The sequence below is a fragment of the Rhodanobacter sp. UC4437_H4 genome, assembly GCF_052978425.1.
This window is the reverse complement of record NZ_CM129673.1, coordinates 1,169,560-1,188,314: the sequence shown is the minus strand read 5'-3', so window position 1 is coordinate 1,188,314 and position 18,755 is coordinate 1,169,560. Positions and strand designations below refer to the sequence as shown.

Sequence of the window (18,755 nt, the reverse complement as noted above, 5' to 3'; positions counted from 1 at the left end):
AATCCATGAATTCCATTGCCGAACTGGTCAGCGCCTACCAGGCCGAAAAAATCAAGCTGCCCGCGCTGTTCGAAGCGCTGGGCGCGCTGCCGTCGTTGTCCGCCGACGAGCATCGTGCCGGCGTCGAATGGATCGGCCAGGAGCAGGCGGCGGGCCGGATTGATCCGCTGATCGCCAAGGCCTTGCTGGCCAAACTGGCGACACTGCAGCCGGGCCCGGCGAGCCCGGACGAAGACGTCACCATGGTCAAGCCGACCACCCGGCGACCGCCACCGCCGTCCGCGGACGACGAGGCCACCCGCGTGGCGCCGCCCTCGCGCCCGCCGGCGCCGCCGCTGGACGAGGCCACCGTGGTCAAGCCGGCCTCGCGGCCACCGCAGCCGCCGACCGACGAGGCCACCATCGTCAAACCGGTGTCCAGCGCGCCGTTGCCGCCGCGCGAGGGACAGATCACCAGCCATACCGGCACCCAGGGCACGCGTCAGGGCATGACCGGCACCAGCTCCAGCATGGGCAGCCAGTCCAGTTGGCAGCACATCGGCGATGCGGAGGCCGCCGATTTCGTCGCGGTCGGCTCGCTGCTCAAGGGTCGCTTCTATCTCGAACGCGAGATCGGTCGCGGCGGCATGGGCGTGGTGTACAAGGCGCGCGACGAACGCAAGGTGGAGGCGCGCGATCGCGATCCGTACGTCGCGGTCAAGGTGCTGAACGACGAGTTCCGCCGTCACCCCGATTCGCTGATCTCGCTGCAGCGCGAGTCGCGCCGCTCGCAGCAGCTGGCGCACGACAACATCGTGCGCGTCTACGATTTCGACAAGGATCGCACCATCGTCTTCATGACGATGGAGTACGTCGACGGCTCCGACCTCAAGCAACTGATCCGCGAAAAGGCCTACAACGGCATGCCGCTGGAGCAGGCGCGCCCGCTGATCGAAGGCATGGCCCGCGCGCTCAGTCGCGCGCATGCGGCCGGCGTGGTGCATTCGGATTTCAAGCCCGCCAACGTGATGATCACCCGCGAGGGCGTGCCCAAGGTGTTCGACTTCGGCATCGCCCGCGCCGGCAAGCACATGGGCGATGCGGTGGGCGAGCAGACCGTGTTCGACGCCGGCACGCTCGGCGCGCTGACCCCGGCCTACGCCAGCCTGGAGATGATCCAGGGCAAGGACCCGGTACCCAGCGACGATGTCTACGCGCTCGGCTGCGTGGCGTTCGAACTGCTTACCGGCACCCATCCCTACGGCAAGGTCAGTGCCGAGGTGGCGATGCGCGAAGGGCGCAAGCCGCCGCCGGTGAAGGGCCTGACCAAGCAGCAGTACAAGACGCTGTGCGCCAGCGTGGCGTTCCGCGCCGAGGACCGCCTGAAGAGCGCCACCGAGCTGGTGGACGGCCTGCGCGACGTGGGCTTGCGCGAGCGCGCGCTGCCGTTCCTGATCTACGGTGTGCCGGCGGTGCTGATCGTCGCCGGCGGCGTGTGGGGCTGGGTCACCTGGCGCCACGACCATCACGTCAACGAAGTGATCCAGCGTTTCACGTTGACCCGGCCGGATCGCTACGCCAGCGAGTCGCAGGCGCTGCAGGCACTGGACACGCTCAGCGACGACGACCGCAAGCGCATCGTGGTCGACCAGAGCGACCTGATCCAGAAGTTCCTGCTCAGTCGGATCGACGCGTACTGGAACCCAACCGAGGGTCGCTACGACTACGCCGGTACGCAGAAGGTGTTCACGCTGCGCGACGACCTGAAACTGTATTCGCCCGCGCTGGACATCAAGCGCAGCGAGATCGAGAAGCAGCGCAACGACCTGCTCAACGCGCTCGACACGCAACTCAGCCAGCAGATCGGTGCCGGGGCGATCTTCGAGAACCAGCCGGACAACGTGGTCGCCACGCTGGACAAGATCCGCGCCATCGACCCGACCAGCGCGCTGCTGAAGAACACCGAGCTGGAACTCAAGTACGACGCGGCGATCGGCAAGTCGCTGGATGCCGGGCAGGTCGACCAGGCCGCGACCGAATTCAAGCTGGCCAGCCGCCTGTTCCCCGATTCCACGCGGATCAAGCAGCGCGGCGCGCAACTGGATGAGCTGGGCAAGGCGCTCGCCGCGCAGCAACTGGCGCAACAGCAGGCCGCGCAGTTGCAGCAGCAGCGCGAGCAGAGCCTGCTCTCGCTCAGTGGCCTGCTCGATCATCCCGACAACAGCGACGACTGGCGCAACCGCGCCGCCACCGCCTACCAGGGCGCCGCCAAGCTGCTGGCCGACGACGCCCGCCTGCCGGCGCAGGCGGAGCGCCTCAAGCAGGCGCTGGCCGCCCAGGCTGCCGAACGCCAGGGCGCCGGCGATCTGGACGGCGCCATCGCCATCGCGGGCTTCGGCGTCAACCTGTTTCCCGGCGATGCCGATCTGTCCTCGACTCGCCAGAAACTGCTGGAACAGCAGAACCAGCTGGCGCAGAAGGCCGCCAGCGAAGCCCAACGCAATGCGCTGGCCAAGCGCCGCGTCGACGACCTGCTGGCCAAGCCGCTGGGCACGGCCGTGTGGTTGCAGGACGTCAGCAGCGCGCTGGGTACCGCGCGCGAGCAGATGGGTGTCGGCGCACCGGCTTACGCCGAGGTGCGCGGCAACGTCGATGCCAGCCTGATCAAGCTGGCGCGCGAGCGGATCGCCGCTGGCGATCTCGATGAAGCCCAGCGCATCGTCCAGGCCGGTCAGCGAATGGACCCGGCCGAAGCCGGCTACGCCACCGTGCTGGCCGAGGTCGGTGCGGCCCGCAGCGCCGCGCAGGCGCGCCAGCAGCAACAGCAGGTGCAAGCCATTGCCGCTGCTCGCGCCACCCTGGCCGGGCTCGCCGCCAAGCCGTTGCTCACGCCCGACTGGCAGCAGGCCGTGGCCAGCGCGATGGCCTCACTCAAGGGCGATACCTCGCCGGAAACCACCCGCACGGTCGGTGCGTTGGCCACCTCGATTGCCGACGTGGCCGCCTCGCAGGCTGATCCGCAGCATCTGCCGCAGGCGCGCCTGGCGGTGGACTTCGGGCTGAAGTATGTGCCGCAGTCGCCACGCTTGCTGGCCGAGAGTGCCAAGCTGGATGCGCTGCAGGCCGACCTCCAGGCCAAGGCGGCGCGCGACAGCGCGGATGCGGAAGTGAAGTCGCGCATCGAGTCGATGCGCAGCGCGGCGGCCGCGGCGGACGTCGGCAAGGCGAGTCAGTCGCTGGCGCGGATCAAGGCGCTGCAGCCGGACAACCCGTTCCTGCAGAACGAGGGTCCGAAGCTGCTGGCCGATGCCTATCTCGGCCTGGGCCAGGAAACGTTCCAGAAGGGGCGCTACGAAAAGGCCGCCGAGGTGCTTGGCCAAGGCCTGCAGGTGCTCGGCGGCAATGCCCAGTTGCGTGGCGCGAAGGCACGCTACGACGTGGTGGCGGCGATCATGGCCGCGGCCCGGCAGCCGACCAGCACGGCCGATTACGCACGGTTGAAGCAGCAGCTGGCGAGCGTGCGGCGCAACGATCCGAAGGCGCTGGCCGCGCTCGAGTCGGACATGCGCATTCGTGGCCAGCTGACCGGCAAGACGCTGGAGGAGCAACTCGACCGGGTCAAGCCGAGTGCCGCGGCGGCACCGGCGCCGGCACCCGCACCCGCCACGCCCGTTGAGCCGACGCCGGCCGCGGAGCAGGGCGCCCTGCCGGGGCGGCCCGTGCCGATCCCCCGGCCCGGCGCACCGACACCGGCGCAGCCGGGCAAGGTCGCCAATGTGCCGAGCGGGCCGAGCGGCCCCGATCCGTGCGCCAAAGCCGGGATGGCCGGGACCGGCAAGTTCTGCCGCGACAGCTTCGGGACGTCGTATGGCCCCTTCATGGTGGTGGTGCCTGGCGCGGGCGGTGGACGGCCGTATGCGATGTCGCGTGCGGAGGTATCGATCAACGAGTTCAACGCGTTCTGCCGCGCATCCGGCAAGTGCGCAGCCAAGTCGGTCAGCGATCCGGATCTCGGCAATGCGCCGATCACCAACATCCCGCTCAGCCAGGCGCAGGCTTATGCGCGGTGGCTCAGCGATGTCAGCGGCTTCAGCTATCGCCTGCCGACGGATGCCGAATGGCTCAATGCCGCCAGCGCCGGCGGCCGCTTCAAGCAGGCCGAGGACAGCAACTGCGTGCCGCCTTCGGCTGGCGGCGGCGACGGCAGCGGCGCGCTGGTTTCCGCCCGCGGGCGTTCGCGCAATCCCTGGGGTCTGGTCAACATGACCGGCAACGCCTGGGAGTGGGTCGTCAGCGGTGGCAGCGTGGCCGTGCGCGGCGGCAGCTACACCAGCTATTGGTCCGATTGCAGCGTGGGCACCCAGCGCAGCGATGGCGGCTCGCCGCAGCGCGACGTCGGCTTCCGCATCCTCAGGGAGGTGAAATGATCGATTTCGCTGAACGCGGGCGTGCCGTGAACCAGGATCTGCGTGTGCTCGACGACGCCCATCGTCTTGGCCGGATCACCCGCGCCGAGTATCGCGCGCGTCGCCGGCGATTGCTGGAAAGCCTGTACGACCCCAGTGCGGTGGTCACCGCCCGCAACACCCTGGTGCCGCCGACGGCCACCACCACCCCGCGACCGCGCAGGGCGCCGGCGGCGCCGCGTGACGATGCCTCCGCCGACTCGGCCAGCCATGCCCTGACCAGCCTGCTGGCGATGCGACCGGCCACGCGCTGGAAGTCGGTGGCGGGCGGCGTGCTGCTGCTCGCCATCGCGTTGGGTGCGCTCGCCTACTGGGTGTTGCGCGGCTAGCTTGCGCCGGGCTTGCCGGTTCCGGCATCGGCTGCTGCGGCGCGTCACGAGGGCGGGACGGAGGGCGGAAAATCGCTCGCCAAACCGTCGCGTGCAGGCCTGCGGTGACTGGTTCCGCAGCGCGACGAGGGTGTATCCTGATCGGACGATCCAAGCCCGGGGGCAGCAATTGCTCGATCCGTGGGGGGCTTCGATTTCGCAGCTGGCGCGCCTTCGATGTCCAGGCGTGCCGTCAATGGAAAGATGATGCAGCCGGGGGAGTGTATCGTGCGAATTGTCCGTCTCGCCGCAGCGTTGACATCGGCCTTGGCATTCACCGGCGGCGTGGTTCACGCCCAGGAAGCAGCAACGGCTGCGCCAGGTCAGTCTTCACCCGCACCCACTTCGACTCCCGCGCAGGCGACGCCATCGCCGCCGCCGGGCGGCGTCGTTCCGCCGGTACGCGATCGCGATGCGGCGGCCGTGCAGACGGTCGCGGTACGCGGCTTTCGCGTCAGCGGCGTCGGCAGCCATGCGCAACTCGGCATCACGCCGGCCAGCATCCAGGCACTGGCCGATGCGCAGTTCCGCGGGCTGGCCGCAGGCGCGGGCACGGCCGAGTTGAGCTTCGCCCAGATGCAGGGCGTCGCCGACAAGATCACCGAGCGTTATCGCACCGCCGGCTTCATCGTCTCCAACGCGTTCCTGCCGGCGCAGACCATCGGCTCCGACCAGGTCGTCGGCATCCAGGTGCTGGAAGGGCAGATCGGCAAGATCATCGTCAAGGGCACCAAGCGCTATCGGCCGGACGTGATCTCGGCGGCGGCGCAGGAATTGCGCGGCAAGCCCCTGCTGAAGAGCGACGTCGATTCCGCCTTGCTCTATGCGCGCGACCTTCCCGGCGTCACCGTGGCCTCGACCTTCCAGCCCGGCGAGCAGACCGGCGACACCGACCTGATCATGATCGCCCACGAGAAGCGGCCGGTTCAGTTCACTCTCGGCGCCAACAACTACGGCACCGACCTGACCGGCAAGTACCGCGTGCAGGCCGGCGTGGAATGGGCCAATCCGCTGCACCTGGGCGACACCTTCACGGCCAACGTCGATTACGCGCTCGACCCCAACGACAACATCTACGGTGCGCTGACCTACCGGGTGCCGTTCACGAGCACGCCGGGGTTGTCGGCGGTGGTCGGCGCCTCGCGCAACGAGCTGCAGATCAATACCGGCACCTTCGCCGCGCTCGACGTGAAAGGCCCCAGCTCGCTCTACTACGGCGGCCTCGACTGGAAGTACATCAATCGCGACGACCTGCAGCACGTGGCCACCCTGCACCTGCTGAGGGAACGCTCCCAGCTCGACAGCCTGGGCTTCCACCTGTCCGACGAGAAGTTCACGGTGGCGGAAGCCACCTGGGGCATGCTGCATACCGATCGCCGCTTCCACGGCGTGGACATCATGCAGGTGGCCCTGCGCAAGTCGATCAGGGACGATTCGCGCGAGCCCGACCTGATCAGCCCGCAGCATGACCGCAGCTTCCTCGTCGCGAAGCTCTCCTACACCCGGTTGCAGTTCCTGACCAAGTCGCAGCGCCTGAACTTCAAGTTCATCAGCCAGTACACCCGCGACGCGCTGGTGCCGCTGGAGCAGTTCGCGATGGGCGGCCCGGACAGCGTGCGCTCCTATCCGATCGCCGACGCACTGCGCGACCGCGGCTTCTACACCGCGCTGGAATACCACGTCGATGCTCCCGGTTTCGGCGACAAGGTGTCGCCGTTCTACGGCAGGCCGTGGCGCGAGCTGCTGGAGTTCGAGGTGTTCTACGACTACGCCAGGGGCTACTCGGCCGGCGCCAACCGCATGACCACGCCGGACAGCGCGGAGCTGAGCGGTGCCGGTGCGGGCTTCATCTTCCGCCTGCCGCGATTCAAGCAATTCGAGCTGCACTTCGACGCGGCCAAGACCACCAGTTCGCAGAACGCGTCCAACGGCAAGGGTTTCCACATCTATACCCGCTTCAGCTTCACGTTCTGAGGGATGACGACGACATGAGCAAGCACATCAGCACCCGGCGTGAATCGCGCAACGGCGCTTCCGTGGATCGGATCGCACGCTTGCCCTCCGGCAGCCTGCCGCTGCACAGGACCTGGCCGATCAGCTTGTGCATCGGGCTCGCGATCGGCTCGATCGCCGTCAGTCCTGACGCCTTCGCCGGCGGCCCCACCGGCGGCACGGTGGTCGGCGGCACCGGCAGCATCACCCAGAACGGCAACGAGACGGTGATCAACCAGATCTCGCAGCGACTGGCGCTGAACTGGGAGACATTCAACCTCAAGGCCAACGAATCGGTGCTGTTCAACCAGCCCGGCCGCTCGGCGGTGGCGCTCAACCGCATCCTCGATCAGAACCCCAGCCAGATCTTCGGCAAGATCAACTCCAACGGCCAGGTCTTCCTGATCAACACCCACGGCATCATCTTCGGCGCCACGGCACAGATGAATGTCGGCGGCCTGATGGCCAGCACGCTGGACCTCACCCCGAAGGATTTCCTTGCCGGCAACTACAGCCTCAACGCGGTCGGCGCGGGCGCGGGCATCGTCAACCACGGTCTGATTCAGGCCGCCAGCGGCGGCTCCGTCGCACTGGTCGGCGGCAGCGTGGCCAACGACGGCGTGATCCTGGCCAACTACGGCAGCATCAACCTCGACGGCGCCGAACACGCCGTACTCGACTTCGACGGCAACGGCCTGATCAACATCCAGATCACCGGCGAACTGAAGCAGCGCCTGGACGACAAGGAAGCGGCAGTCAGCAACTCCGGCACCCTCAAGGCCGAAGGAGGCACCGTGGTGCTGCAGGCCTCGGCAGCCAAGGATCTGTTCACCAACCTGGTCAACAACTCCGGCGTGATCGACGCCAGCGGCATCAGCACCGACGGCGGCGTGGTGCGGCTGGTGGGCAACGGCGGCAATGTGCAGAGCAGCGGCAGTGTCATCGCCACGGGCGACCATGGCGGGCGCATCGAATTGCTGTCGGACCATGACGTGATGGTCACCGGCGGCACGGTGGATGCTTCGGGTCGCCGGGGTGGCGGAGCCATTCGCGTCGGTGGCGGCGTCCGTGGAGGCGAAGGCCTCGCCGTGGCCGCGCGCACGTACATCGGGCCGGATGCGTCGCTCAACGCCGATGCAACCGGCAAGGGCGACGGCGGCAGCATCGCCGTGTTCTCGCGCGACAACTCGGTCATCGCCGGCGGCTTGTCCGCGCGCGGCGGCATTGACGGCGGCAACGGCGGTTTCGTCGAGACGTCGAGCCACGGCGCGCTCACCATCACCGGTACGCCGCAGGTCTTCGCGCGCAGCGCCGACGGGTTGGGCGGCAACTGGCTGATCGATCCGAACAACATCACGATCGTTGCGGGCAGCGGCAATACCAAGATCAATGCCGCCAACCCCTTTGTGTCGACCAACGACGGAGCGTCGCTCGGCGTCGACCTGATCACCGCCGCCTTGACCGGTGGCGCCAGCGTCACGGTCACGACGGGTACGGGGGGCGCCAATTCCGAAGCTGGCGACATCACCCTCAATGCCGACCTCGACTACAACGGCAAGGGAACCAACTCGCTCACGTTCAATGCGGCGAACGACATCGTCATCAACAACAAGATATTCGATTCGGTGCTTGGCGGCGACGTGCTGAACCTGTCGTTGCTCGCCGGCCGCAACATTTCGCTCAACAACGATATCTCGCTGGGCGGTGGTACGGCCACGCTGACTGCGACTGCAGGCAGCATCTCGCGCACTGCGGGCACGATTTCCGGCAGCGCCCTGACTCTCACGGCGGGCGGCACCAATGGCGCGATCGGCGCATCGGGTGCCATCCAGACGGACGTCGACAGCATCGTGTTCAGCGCGAAGGGTACCGGCGCGGTCAACATCGTTGATGCCAATGGCGTGAATGTCAGCGGTACCGCCGGCAGCGGCAATGTCGGCATCACCACCACCACGAGCGATCTGGGCGTGGTGGGTTCGGGCATCGTCACCGCCGGTGGTGCGGTGACGCTCGGAGCCGCCGGCGGCGGCGCGCGCATCAACATCGGCACGGGCGTCGCAGTGGATACCACCAATGGTGTCGCTACCGGCGCAAACGTCAGCCTGGTTGCAGACAACGTCGACATACTCGGAACCATCAATGCCGGCACCGCCGGTATCGTGGCCATCCGGCAGGCTACGGCGGGAAGGCTCATTTCGCTGGGCCCCGACGCTCCGTTTCCCGCAGATCCCCAGCTTGGCGTGACGAGTGCCGAACTGGATCAGATCACCGCCAACACGATCGTGATCGGTGACGCCAACAGCGGTGACCTGGGTATCACGGCGGCCATCGCTCCGGCCCACGCCACCACCCTCTCGCTGAATACCGGAGGGACCATCTCGCAAGTGGGGGGAGCCACCATCACGGTCGGCACCCTGACTGGCAGCTCGGCCGGTGCCACCACGTTGGGAGAGGCCAACCAGATCGGCAATCTCGGAAGTTTCACCGCCTCAAGCTTCAGTCTGACCAATGCCGCTGCGCTCACGCTTGTCGGCAACGTGACGACCAGCGGAGCACAAACCTACAACACGGCATTGGTGTTGGGCGGCGACCGCGTGTTGAGCGGTAGCGACATCACCTTTGCCTCGACTGTCGACGGCGCGCATGCGTTGACCGTGAACGCCAGCGGAGTCACCAGGTTCGACGCTGCGGTCGGCGGCACGACGGCGTTGACCAGCCTGATCACGGATGCCGCCGGCAGCGCCACGTTGAGTGGCAATGTCGCCACCAGCGGCATGCAGAGCTGGGGCGACGCGCTGACGCTCGGTTCCAATGTCATGCTGACTGGAACGACGATCAGCCTGGCGGCCGTGACAGGTGCCGGCAACAACCTGACGGTGACCGGCAATGCGGTGCTGGCAGGGGCGGTGGCTGGTGTGGGCGTGCTGCAGGTCAGCGGCACGACGAATCTCAATACCGCCAGCGTGAGCACCAGCGGTGACCAGGCCTACAACGGCTCGGTGACGCTGGGTGCCAATGCAACGCTGGCCAGCAGTGGCAGTGGCACGATCGGCTTCGGCTCCACGGTGAATGGCGCGCACACGCTGGCGGTGAACACCGGCGGCGCCGCCAGCTTCGGCGGCGCGGTCGGCGCAACGACGGCACTGACCAGCCTGACGACGAACAGCGGCACGTTCAGCGCGGTCGACCTGACCGTCAACGGCCCGTTGTCGGTCACCACCACGGCCGGAGGGATCACGCAGGGAGCCGGTTTCTACACGGTCAACGGAACATCGACTTTCAACGCCGGCAGCAACGCGATCACGCTGACCTCGCTCAACGACTTCATCGGTACGGTGAGCCTGACCGGCGGCACCACGCAGATCACCGATGCCAACGCGCTGGCGCTGGGTACCTTGCAAACAGGCAGCCTGACGGTCAGCAGTGGCGGGGCGCTTGACCTGGGCCATGGTTCGGTTGCCGGCGACCTGTCGGCAACTTCAGGGACGTCCATAACGCTCAATGGAGCGCTTGCCGGACTCGGCAACGTGGCGTTCAGCGGATCTGCGCCAAGCGGTACTGGAAGCATCGCCGGCACCGGATCGATTACAGGCATCGGTGGGTCACCGTTTGCGCTTGTCGGCGCCAACCAGGGCACCTCCGGCGGGATCAGCTTCACGGGTTTCATCGCGGCCGACGCCACGGCGGTCACCGGTGCTGCGGGTTTCGACGATGCCAGCAAGGTCAGCCAGGGCATGACCTTCGTCAACGCCACCAGCGTGGGCGGCAGCGGCACGATCGCGAACGTGGTCGGCAGCTTCGCCGACAACACCGGGACCTCGTCGGCGAGCGGCATCGTCTACAGCGGCTTCGATGCGGTGACGGGCACCGGTGGCAGCGTGACCGGCGTGACCGGCAGCTTCAATCTCGGCACGAAGGTGTCCAGCGCGTCGACGCTCGACTACAGCGGCTTCGGCGTCACCACGCTGACCGGCAGCGGGGCCGGTGCCACGATCGCGGGCAGCGGCCAGACCTACACGCTGGACAACACGGTCATCGACCAGGGCAGCAGCGGTGGCGTGACCTGGACGGGGTTCGGCAACATCGCCGATACCAGCGGCACGGTGGCCTTCGGCACCGGCGGCAGCGTCAGTGGCAACGTGACGGCGGCGACGCTGAACTACGGCAGCCACAGCGGTGCCGTGACGTTCGACCTGGCCGATGGCAGCGGCGCGACCACGGGCATCGGCGGGACGTGGGCGGGCGTCACGGCGGTCACGGGCAACGGCAATGGGGCGATTACGGGCAGCAGCACCTTTGCCCTGAGCGGAGCCAACGCGGGCTCGGCGGGCGGTGTTGCCTTCACCGGCTTCACGGCCGCCGACGCGGCGACCATCACCGGTGCCGCGGGTTTCAACAGCGCGGCCAAGAGCAGCCTCGGCATGACCTTCGCCAACGCCACGAGCGTGGCGGGCAGTGGCGCGATCACGAACCTGGGCGGCACCGCGTTCAACCTGAGCGGCACCAAGACGGGCAATGCCGGCGGTGTCGGCTATAGCGGCTTCACCGCGGCCGACACGACGACGGTCACCGGTGCTGCGGGTTTCGACGATGCCAGCAAGGTCAGCCAGGGCATGACCTTCGTCAACGCCACCAGCGTGGGCGGCAGCGGCACGATCGCGAACGTGGTCGGCAGCTTCGCCGACAACACCGGGACCTCGTCGGCGAGCGGCATCGTCTACAGCGGCTTCGATGCGGTGACGGGCACCGGTGGCAGCGTGACCGGCGTGACCGGCAGCTTCAATCTCGGCACGAAGGTGTCCAGCGCGTCGACGCTCGACTACAGCGGCTTCGGCGTCACCACGCTGACCGGCAGCGGGGCCGGTGCCACGATCGCGGGCAGCGGCCAGACCTACACGCTGGACAACACGGTCATCGACCAGGGCAGCAGCGGTGGCGTGACCTGGACGGGGTTCGGCAACATCGCCGATACCAGCGGCACGGTGGCCTTCGGCACCGGCGGCAGCGTCAGTGGCAACGTGACGGCGGCGACGCTGAACTACGGCAGCCACAGCGGTGCCGTGACGTTCGACCTGGCCGATGGCAGCGGCGCGACCACGGGCATCGGCGGGACGTGGGCGGGCGTCACGGCGGTCACGGGCAACGGCAATGGGGCGATTACGGGCAGCAGCACCTTTGCCCTGAGCGGAGCCAACGCGGGCTCGGCGGGCGGTGTTGCCTTCACCGGCTTCACGGCCGCCGACGCGGCGACCATCACGGGCGCTGCAGGTTTCGACGACATTGCCAAGACCAGCCAGGGCATGACCTTCGTCAACGCCACCAGCGTGGGCGGCAGCGGCACGATCGCGAACGTGGTCGGCAGCTTCGCCGACAACACCGGGACCTCGTCGGCGAGCGGCATCGTCTACAGCGGCTTCGATGCGGTGACGGGCACCGGTGGCAGCGTGACCGGCGTGACCGGCAGCTTCAATCTCGGCACGAAGGTGTCCAGCGCGTCGACGCTCGACTACAGCGGCTTCGGCGTCACCACGCTGACCGGCAGCGGGGCCGGTGCCACGATCGCGGGCAGCGGCCAGACCTACACGCTGGACAACACGGTCATCGACCAGGGCAGCAGCGGTGGCGTGACCTGGATGGGGTTCGGCAACATCGCCGATACCAGCGGCACGGTGGCCTTCGGCACCGGCGGCAGCGTCAGTGGCAACGTGACGGCGGCGACGCTGAACTACGGCAGCCACAGCGGTGCCGTGACGTTCGACCTGGCCGATGGCAGCGGCGCGACCACGGGCATCGGCGGGACGTGGGCGGGCGTCACGGCGGTCACGGGCAACGGCAATGGGGCGATTACGGGCAGCAGCACCTTTGCCCTGAGCGGAGCCAACGCGGGCTCGGCGGGCGGTGTTGCCTTCACCGGCTTCACGGCCGCCGACGCGGCGACCATCACCGGTGCCGCGGGTTTCAACAGCGCGGCCAAGAGCAGCCTCGGCATGACCTTCGCCAACGCCACGAGCGTGGCGGGCAGTGGCGCGATCACGAACCTGGGCGGCACCGCGTTCAACCTGAGCGGCACCAAGACGGGCAATGCCGGCGGTGTCGGCTATAGCGGCTTCACCGCGGCCGACACGACGACGGTCACCGGCGCTGTGGGCTTCGACAGCTCGGCCAGGAGCAGTCTCGGCATGACCTTCGCCAACGCCACGAGCGTGGCGGGCAGTGGCGCGATCACGAATCTGGGCAGCACCGCGTTCAACCTGACCGGTACCACGGCAGGCAACGCCGGCGGCATCGACTACAACGGCTTCACCTCAGCCGACACCACCACGGTCACCGGTGCCGCGGGCTTCGACTACACGGCCAAGACCAGCCTGGGCATGGCCTTCGCCAACGCCACGAGCGTGGCGGGCAGTGGCGCGATCACCAACCTGGGCAGCACGGCGTTCAACCTGACCGGCATCATGGCAGGTACGGCAGGCACCACCAGCTTCAACGGCTTCGACGCGGCCGACACCACGGCCGTCACCGGCGCCGCAGGTTTTGACAGCTCGACCAGGAGCAGCCTGGGCATCGCCTTTGCCAATGCCACGAGCGTGGCGGGCAGCGGCGCGATCACGAACCTTGGGGGCACCGCGTTCAATCTGGTCGGCACCAAGACCGGCAATGCCGGTGGCGTCAACTACAGCGGCTTCACCGCGGCCGACACCACGTCCGTCACCGGTGCCGCCGGTTTCGACAGCGCGGCCAAGAGCAGTCTCGGCATGACCTTTGCCAACGCCACGAGCGTGGCGGGCAGTGGCGCGATCACGAACCTGGGCGGCACCGCGTTCAACCTGAGCGGCACCAAGACGGGCAATGCCGGCGGTGTCGGCTATAGCGGCTTCACCGCGGCCGACACGACGACGGTCACCGGCGCCGTGGGCTTCGACGACAACGGCAGGACCAGCGAGGGCATGGCCTTCGCGAACGCCACCAGCGTGGGTGGCAGCGGCTCGATCGCGAACGTGGTCGGCAGCTTCGCCGACAACACGCGTATCTCGTCAGCTAGCGGCATCGCGTACAGCGGTTTCGGTACGGTTACGGGCACCGGCGGCAGCGTGACCGGGGTGACCGGCAGCTTCGATCTCGGCACGAAGGTGTCGAGCGCCTCGGGCATCGACTACAGCGGCTTCAACCTCACCACGCTGGCCGGAAGCGGCGCCGGCGCCACGATTGCCGGCAGCAACCAGACCTACAACCTGACCGGCACAGACGCCGGCAACAACGGCACGCTGAGCTGGACGTCGTTCGGGAACCTGAGCGACAGCGGTGCCGGCACCTTCATGTTCGCGAACGGTGCGGGCGTGTCGGGCATGCTGACTTCCGCTGCCGCAGGCACATTGGATTACAGTGCGTACACGACCGCGGTGAATGTGGACCTGGGAGGCACGGCGACCGGTACCGGGGGCTGGAGCGGGATCACCGCGGCGAAGGGCGGTTCTGCCTCTGACACGATCAGCGGCAGCAGCCAGACCTACAATCTGACCGGCCTCAATGCCGGCAACAGCGGCACCGTGAGCTGGACCTCGTTCGAGAACATTGCCGATGCGGGTATCGGCACGTTGACCGCCAGCAACCAGACCTGGAGCCTGACCGGGCACAACCAGGGCACGGCGACCAATCTGGCAGGCGCCTTCTCCGGCATCGGCAATCTGATCGACACCGGCACCGGCCACTTCCTCATGCACTCGGGCGCTGACGGGGACATCTCCGGCGGCCTCGACGCCGGCATCGACGGAAGCCTGGACTATTCGGGCTACACCACCGCGGTCAACGTGAACCTTGCCGGTGCGGGCTCGACAGGCGTAGGCGGTACAAACTCCGGAATTTCAGCGGTAACGGCGAGTTCGAACCTCGGCATCAGCGGCAATGCGAGCAACGGGCTGACGATCACCACGACGGGCGCCGGAACCACCACAACCCTGGGCGCGACCACGGTCGGAGGCGATCTGAACATCACCGCCAGTGGGGCGGTCTTGCAGACAGGCGGTGCGCTGAGCGTTATCGGCACGAGCACCATCCATGGCGGTTCGAACGCGATCACCCTGACAGGTGGCAGCAACGACTTCGGCGGCACGGTGAATCTCACCGGCGGTGCCACCCAGATCAATGACCTCAACGCACTGACCCTTGGCACGGTGAACACCGGGGCGCTGACGGTGAGTGCGGGCGATCTCACCCTGGCTGGTGCGGTCAATGGCACGGCGGTCAGCCTGACCTCTTCCGGCGCGATCAGCGAAGGCGCAGGCGGCAGCCTCACGGCCACTTCGCTGACCGGTCATTCGGCCGGTACGACGACCCTTGCCGGGACCAATCACATCGGCTCGCTGGGCAGCTTCAGTGCGGCGGGCTTCGCGTTGATCAACGCCCAAGCCTTGACGGTGAATGGCCCGGTAAGTGGCGGTGCGGGTACCGCGCTGACCACGACCGCCGGCAACCTGACGATCAATGGTGCAGTGAGCGGCACCACGACAACGCTGAATTCCGCCGGTGGGATCAGCGAAGGCGGCAGTGGCAGCATCACGGCAGGCACCTTGAGGGGTCAATCCATCGGTGCGACTGCGCTCAACGGCGCAAACCACATCGGCACCTTGGGCAGCTTCAGTGCGGCGGGCTTCGCGTTGACCAACGCGCAGACCCTGGTCGTGGGCGGCACCGTCGACGGGGGGGCCAGCACGGCGTTGACCACGACGAGCGGCGACCTGGCGATCAACGGTCTGGTGAAGGGCGCCACCACCACGCTGGTCTCGGCGGGCGCGATCACCGAAGGCGCCGGCGGCAGCATCACGGCGAACCTGTTGACCGGTCATTCGATCGGAAACACCACACTCGATGGCAACAACCACATCAACATACTGGGCGGCTTCAGCGCAGACTTCAGCCTGACCAACGGTCAGACGCTGACCGTCGAAGGCCCGCTCGATGGTGGCCCGGTCGTGGCGCTGACCACGACGGCCGGCGACCTGATCATCAATGGCACGGTGACCGGCGCCACCACCACGCTGACCTCGGCCGGTGCGATCATCGAAGGCACCCATGGCGTCATCACCGCCGATAACTTGACCGGCAGCTCCGCTGGCAGCACCAGCCTGCTCGGCGCCAACCAGGTGGCAGCCCTGGGCGCATTCGTCAGCGGTGGCGACTTCGCCTTCAACACCATCCGGACCTTGACGGTGAATGATGCACCGTCGGCCAATGGTGGTGCCGGCGACCTTACGCTGACGGCCAGCGGGGCGAACTCGGACCTGATCCTGGCCAGCACCCTGACCGGCAACACGGTTACCTTGGGTGCAGGCCGCAATATCAACCAGACGGCTGGTGCGATCCATGCGAACACGTTGACTGGCAGTTCGGTCGGCAGTACCGCGCTCGGTGGCGCCAACCACATCGGCACGCTGGGCAACTTCACGGCGGCGAACTTCGCGCTGACCAACGCGCAGGCGCTGGCGGTGACGGGCTCCGTGGACGGCGGCGCGAGTACTACGCTTAAGACCACCAGCGGCAATCTGGCGATCAACGGCACGGTGAAGGGCACGACCACGACGCTGGCCTCTGCTGGCGCAATCACCGAAGGCGCCGGCGGCAGCATTGTCGCCGGCATGTTGACCGGCAGCTCCGCCGGTGCCACCACGCTCAACGGCGCCAACCGCATCGGCACCCTGGGAGGCTTCACGGCCGCCAGCTTCGCCTTGACCAACGCACAGACATTGGCCGTCAGCGGCACGCTGGATGGCGGCGCCAGCACCTCGCTGAAGACCACCAGCGGCGATCTGGCGATCAATGGTCCGGTGAAGGGAACGGCCACCTCGCTCACCTCGGCCGGCGCGATCAGCGAAGGCGCGGCGGGCGTCATCACGGCCGGCACCCTGACCGGCAGTTCGGTCGGCGCGACCACGCTCAACGGCGCCAACCAGATCGGCACGCTGGGCAGCTTCACGGCAGCCAATTTCGCCCTGACCAGTGCGCAGGCGCTCACTGTCGACGGTCCGCTGGATGGCGGCGCCAGCACTTCGCTGAAGACCACCAGCGGCGATCTGGCGATCAACGGTTCGGTGAAGGGAACGGCCACCTCGCTCACCTCGGCCGGCGCGATCAGCGAAGGCGCCAGCGGCATCATCACGGCCGGCACGCTGAGCGGCAGCGCGGTGGGTCCGACCGTGCTGGGCAGCGCGAGTTCGCCCAACAAGAACATGGTCGACACGCTGGGCAACTTCACTTCGCTGGCCGGCTTCAGCATGACCAACGACAAGACGCTGACACTGGCGTCGGTGGCCGGCAGCGCCTTCACGGTGAACGCGGGCACCTCGCCGTTCTACCTGTCGGTGACCCATGGCGACCTGTTCCAGCTCGGAACGACACCGCTGTATGACGGCATAGGCGTATGGGGTTCCACCGGGCGCCTGGGTTCCAGCTCCCAGCCGATCTACGTGGTGGGCACGGGCCTGCAGAACATCGCCAACGTCGGCCTGCCGCCCGCTTACTTCTATGCGGTGGACAGCTCCGGCAACCTGCTGCCGCTGGGCGGTGGTTTCGCCATCAACGTGCCGACCGCCTCCGGTGCGGGCAGCGCGCAGAACGGCAACCACGGCGACTCCTACATCGACCCGAGCGTGATCACCGCCAACTACCGCTCGTACGGCATCGTGCCTTCCGGCGTGCGCCTGCCGCCCGACCAGCAGAGCGGTTGCGATCCGGATCAGCCGGACCAGGCCGCCTGCCAGGACCCGGACGCACTGGGCATGGTCATGCCATGGCCGAAAGCGCCGCAGTGACCGGCATCGGCAAACTCGGCGCAGGCATCGCGGTGGCGATGCTTGCGCTGGGCCTGACCGGCCCCGCCGCGGGCCAGGCAGCGCCGCAGATCGCGCCGCGGCTGACCGGGGAACTGATCATCGCGCAGCTGGACACGGCGCAACACGACCTCGCCGCACGTGCGACCGGGTCGCCTGGCTCCAATCTCGCGGCAACCAGCCAGAAGCTGGCCGACCTGGGCCGGGACTTGCGCAAGGCGCTGGGCAAGGATCTGGCCAAGCCGATCGACATGCTGGGCAACGAAGAGAAGGCGCAGGCCTACCGCGCCGAAGCCGCCGTGCAGCGCACGCAGGCGTTCCTGGAGGCCAGCAAGGGCTGCCTGGGCCAGGATGTCGCCGCGATGGCGGCTGCACTGGCCCGCACCGTGGCGTTGAAGGCGGCTGCCTCCGGCGGGTCGAAATTGCCGCCGGTGATCAATGGCGTGGAGACGCTGGATCGACGCCCGCTGTTCGTCCTGCATGGCGACGGCGCCGGGGCAGCGTTCGCACTGACCGGGGAAAACCTGCTTGACGCACAGTGCGCCAGCCCGGTGGTCAGCGCGACCGACGCACAGAGCAAGCCGCAGGCGGTGCAGCCGGTGGTGACCGGCGTGTTGCCCAATCGCATCGAATTGAAATTGCCTGCCGGTGCGCTGCCATCGGGCAGCTACGTGCTCAACGTGGTGGCGCAGCGCAAGGTGTTCCTGATGGGCTGCACGGCGCAGCCGCCCACCTCGGCCGTGCTGGAGGTGGCGCCCGCGCCGAAGGTCTCGGTGAGCTACGCGCTGACCCAGACCTGCCCGGCGCCCGGCGGCGGACAGGGCCGCGCCATGCCGGCGGTCACCGGCAGCATGCCCGAGGGTGTAGGGCGGGGCACGGTGGCCAAGTACGTCACGGTCGACGGTTGCGCCGATCCGCTCAGCTACGCGATCAGTGCGACGGTGACGTTCGGCGACGGACACGGCAGCACGGTGGGGCCGATCAGCCAGATCGCCTCGGCCGGCATCACGGCCGGGCTTCCGGGCGGCCTGTCGCTGAGCTGGGACCCTTCGGTGCACCAGCTCGTGGTTCGCCCCGCAGCCAGCAGTTGCAAGGGCGTTTACTGACGAGGTGCCGCGCCCGCCGGA

Annotated in this window: 5 protein-coding genes; all 5 read left to right on the top strand. The window is 68.0% G+C overall.

Annotation, left to right across the window (positions count from 1 at the left end; genetic code table 11):
* Window positions 1-5 precede the first annotated feature (5 nt).
* The 5 genes from ACVCL3_RS05625 to ACVCL3_RS05605 all read left to right on the top strand — a co-directional run bounded on the left by ACVCL3_RS05625 (window position 6) and on the right by ACVCL3_RS05605 (window position 18,734).
* Window positions 6-4,406 carry a protein kinase domain-containing protein gene (locus tag ACVCL3_RS05625; RefSeq protein ID WP_447100682.1) on the top strand — a complete coding sequence of 1,467 codons (4,401 nt, stop codon included), beginning with the start codon at window positions 6-8 and terminating at the stop codon, window positions 4,404-4,406.
* Entirely contained in the window at window positions 4,403-4,774 is a 372-nt protein-coding gene (locus tag ACVCL3_RS05620) for a hypothetical protein (protein ID WP_447100681.1), read from the top strand. The genes ACVCL3_RS05625 and ACVCL3_RS05620 overlap by 4 nt, the downstream gene beginning before the upstream one ends.
* A 243-nt stretch (window positions 4,775-5,017) precedes the next feature.
* Window positions 5,018-6,787, top strand: coding sequence for a ShlB/FhaC/HecB family hemolysin secretion/activation protein (locus tag ACVCL3_RS05615; RefSeq protein WP_447101570.1), 1,770 nt, complete (start codon window positions 5,018-5,020; stop codon window positions 6,785-6,787).
* Window positions 6,788-6,801: 14 nt separating this feature from the next.
* Window positions 6,802-17,610: a filamentous hemagglutinin N-terminal domain-containing protein gene (locus tag ACVCL3_RS05610; RefSeq protein ID WP_447100680.1), complete on the top strand. Its 10,809-nt coding sequence runs from the start codon at window positions 6,802-6,804 to the stop codon at window positions 17,608-17,610.
* Window positions 17,589-18,734 (top strand): hypothetical protein, encoded by a 1,146-nt coding sequence (locus ACVCL3_RS05605; RefSeq protein WP_447100679.1) that lies wholly within the window; start codon window positions 17,589-17,591, stop codon window positions 18,732-18,734. Before ACVCL3_RS05610 ends, ACVCL3_RS05605 begins: the two co-directional genes overlap by 22 nt.
* The last annotated feature ends 21 nt before the right edge of the window (window positions 18,735-18,755 follow it).

Bases quoted from the DNA above. Each gene is read 5' to 3' on its own strand.
- ACVCL3_RS05625 (WP_447100682.1), top strand. From the start codon at position 6: ATGAATTCCATTGCCGAACTGGTCAGCGCCTACCAGGCCGAAAAAATC.
- ACVCL3_RS05620 (WP_447100681.1), top strand. From the start codon at position 4,403: ATGATCGATTTCGCTGAACGCGGGCGTGCCGTGAACCAGGATCTGCGT.
- ACVCL3_RS05615 (WP_447101570.1), top strand. From the start codon at position 5,018: ATGATGCAGCCGGGGGAGTGTATCGTGCGAATTGTCCGTCTCGCCGCA.
- ACVCL3_RS05610 (WP_447100680.1), top strand. From the start codon at position 6,802: ATGAGCAAGCACATCAGCACCCGGCGTGAATCGCGCAACGGCGCTTCC.
- ACVCL3_RS05605 (WP_447100679.1), top strand. From the start codon at position 17,589: ATGGCCGAAAGCGCCGCAGTGACCGGCATCGGCAAACTCGGCGCAGGC.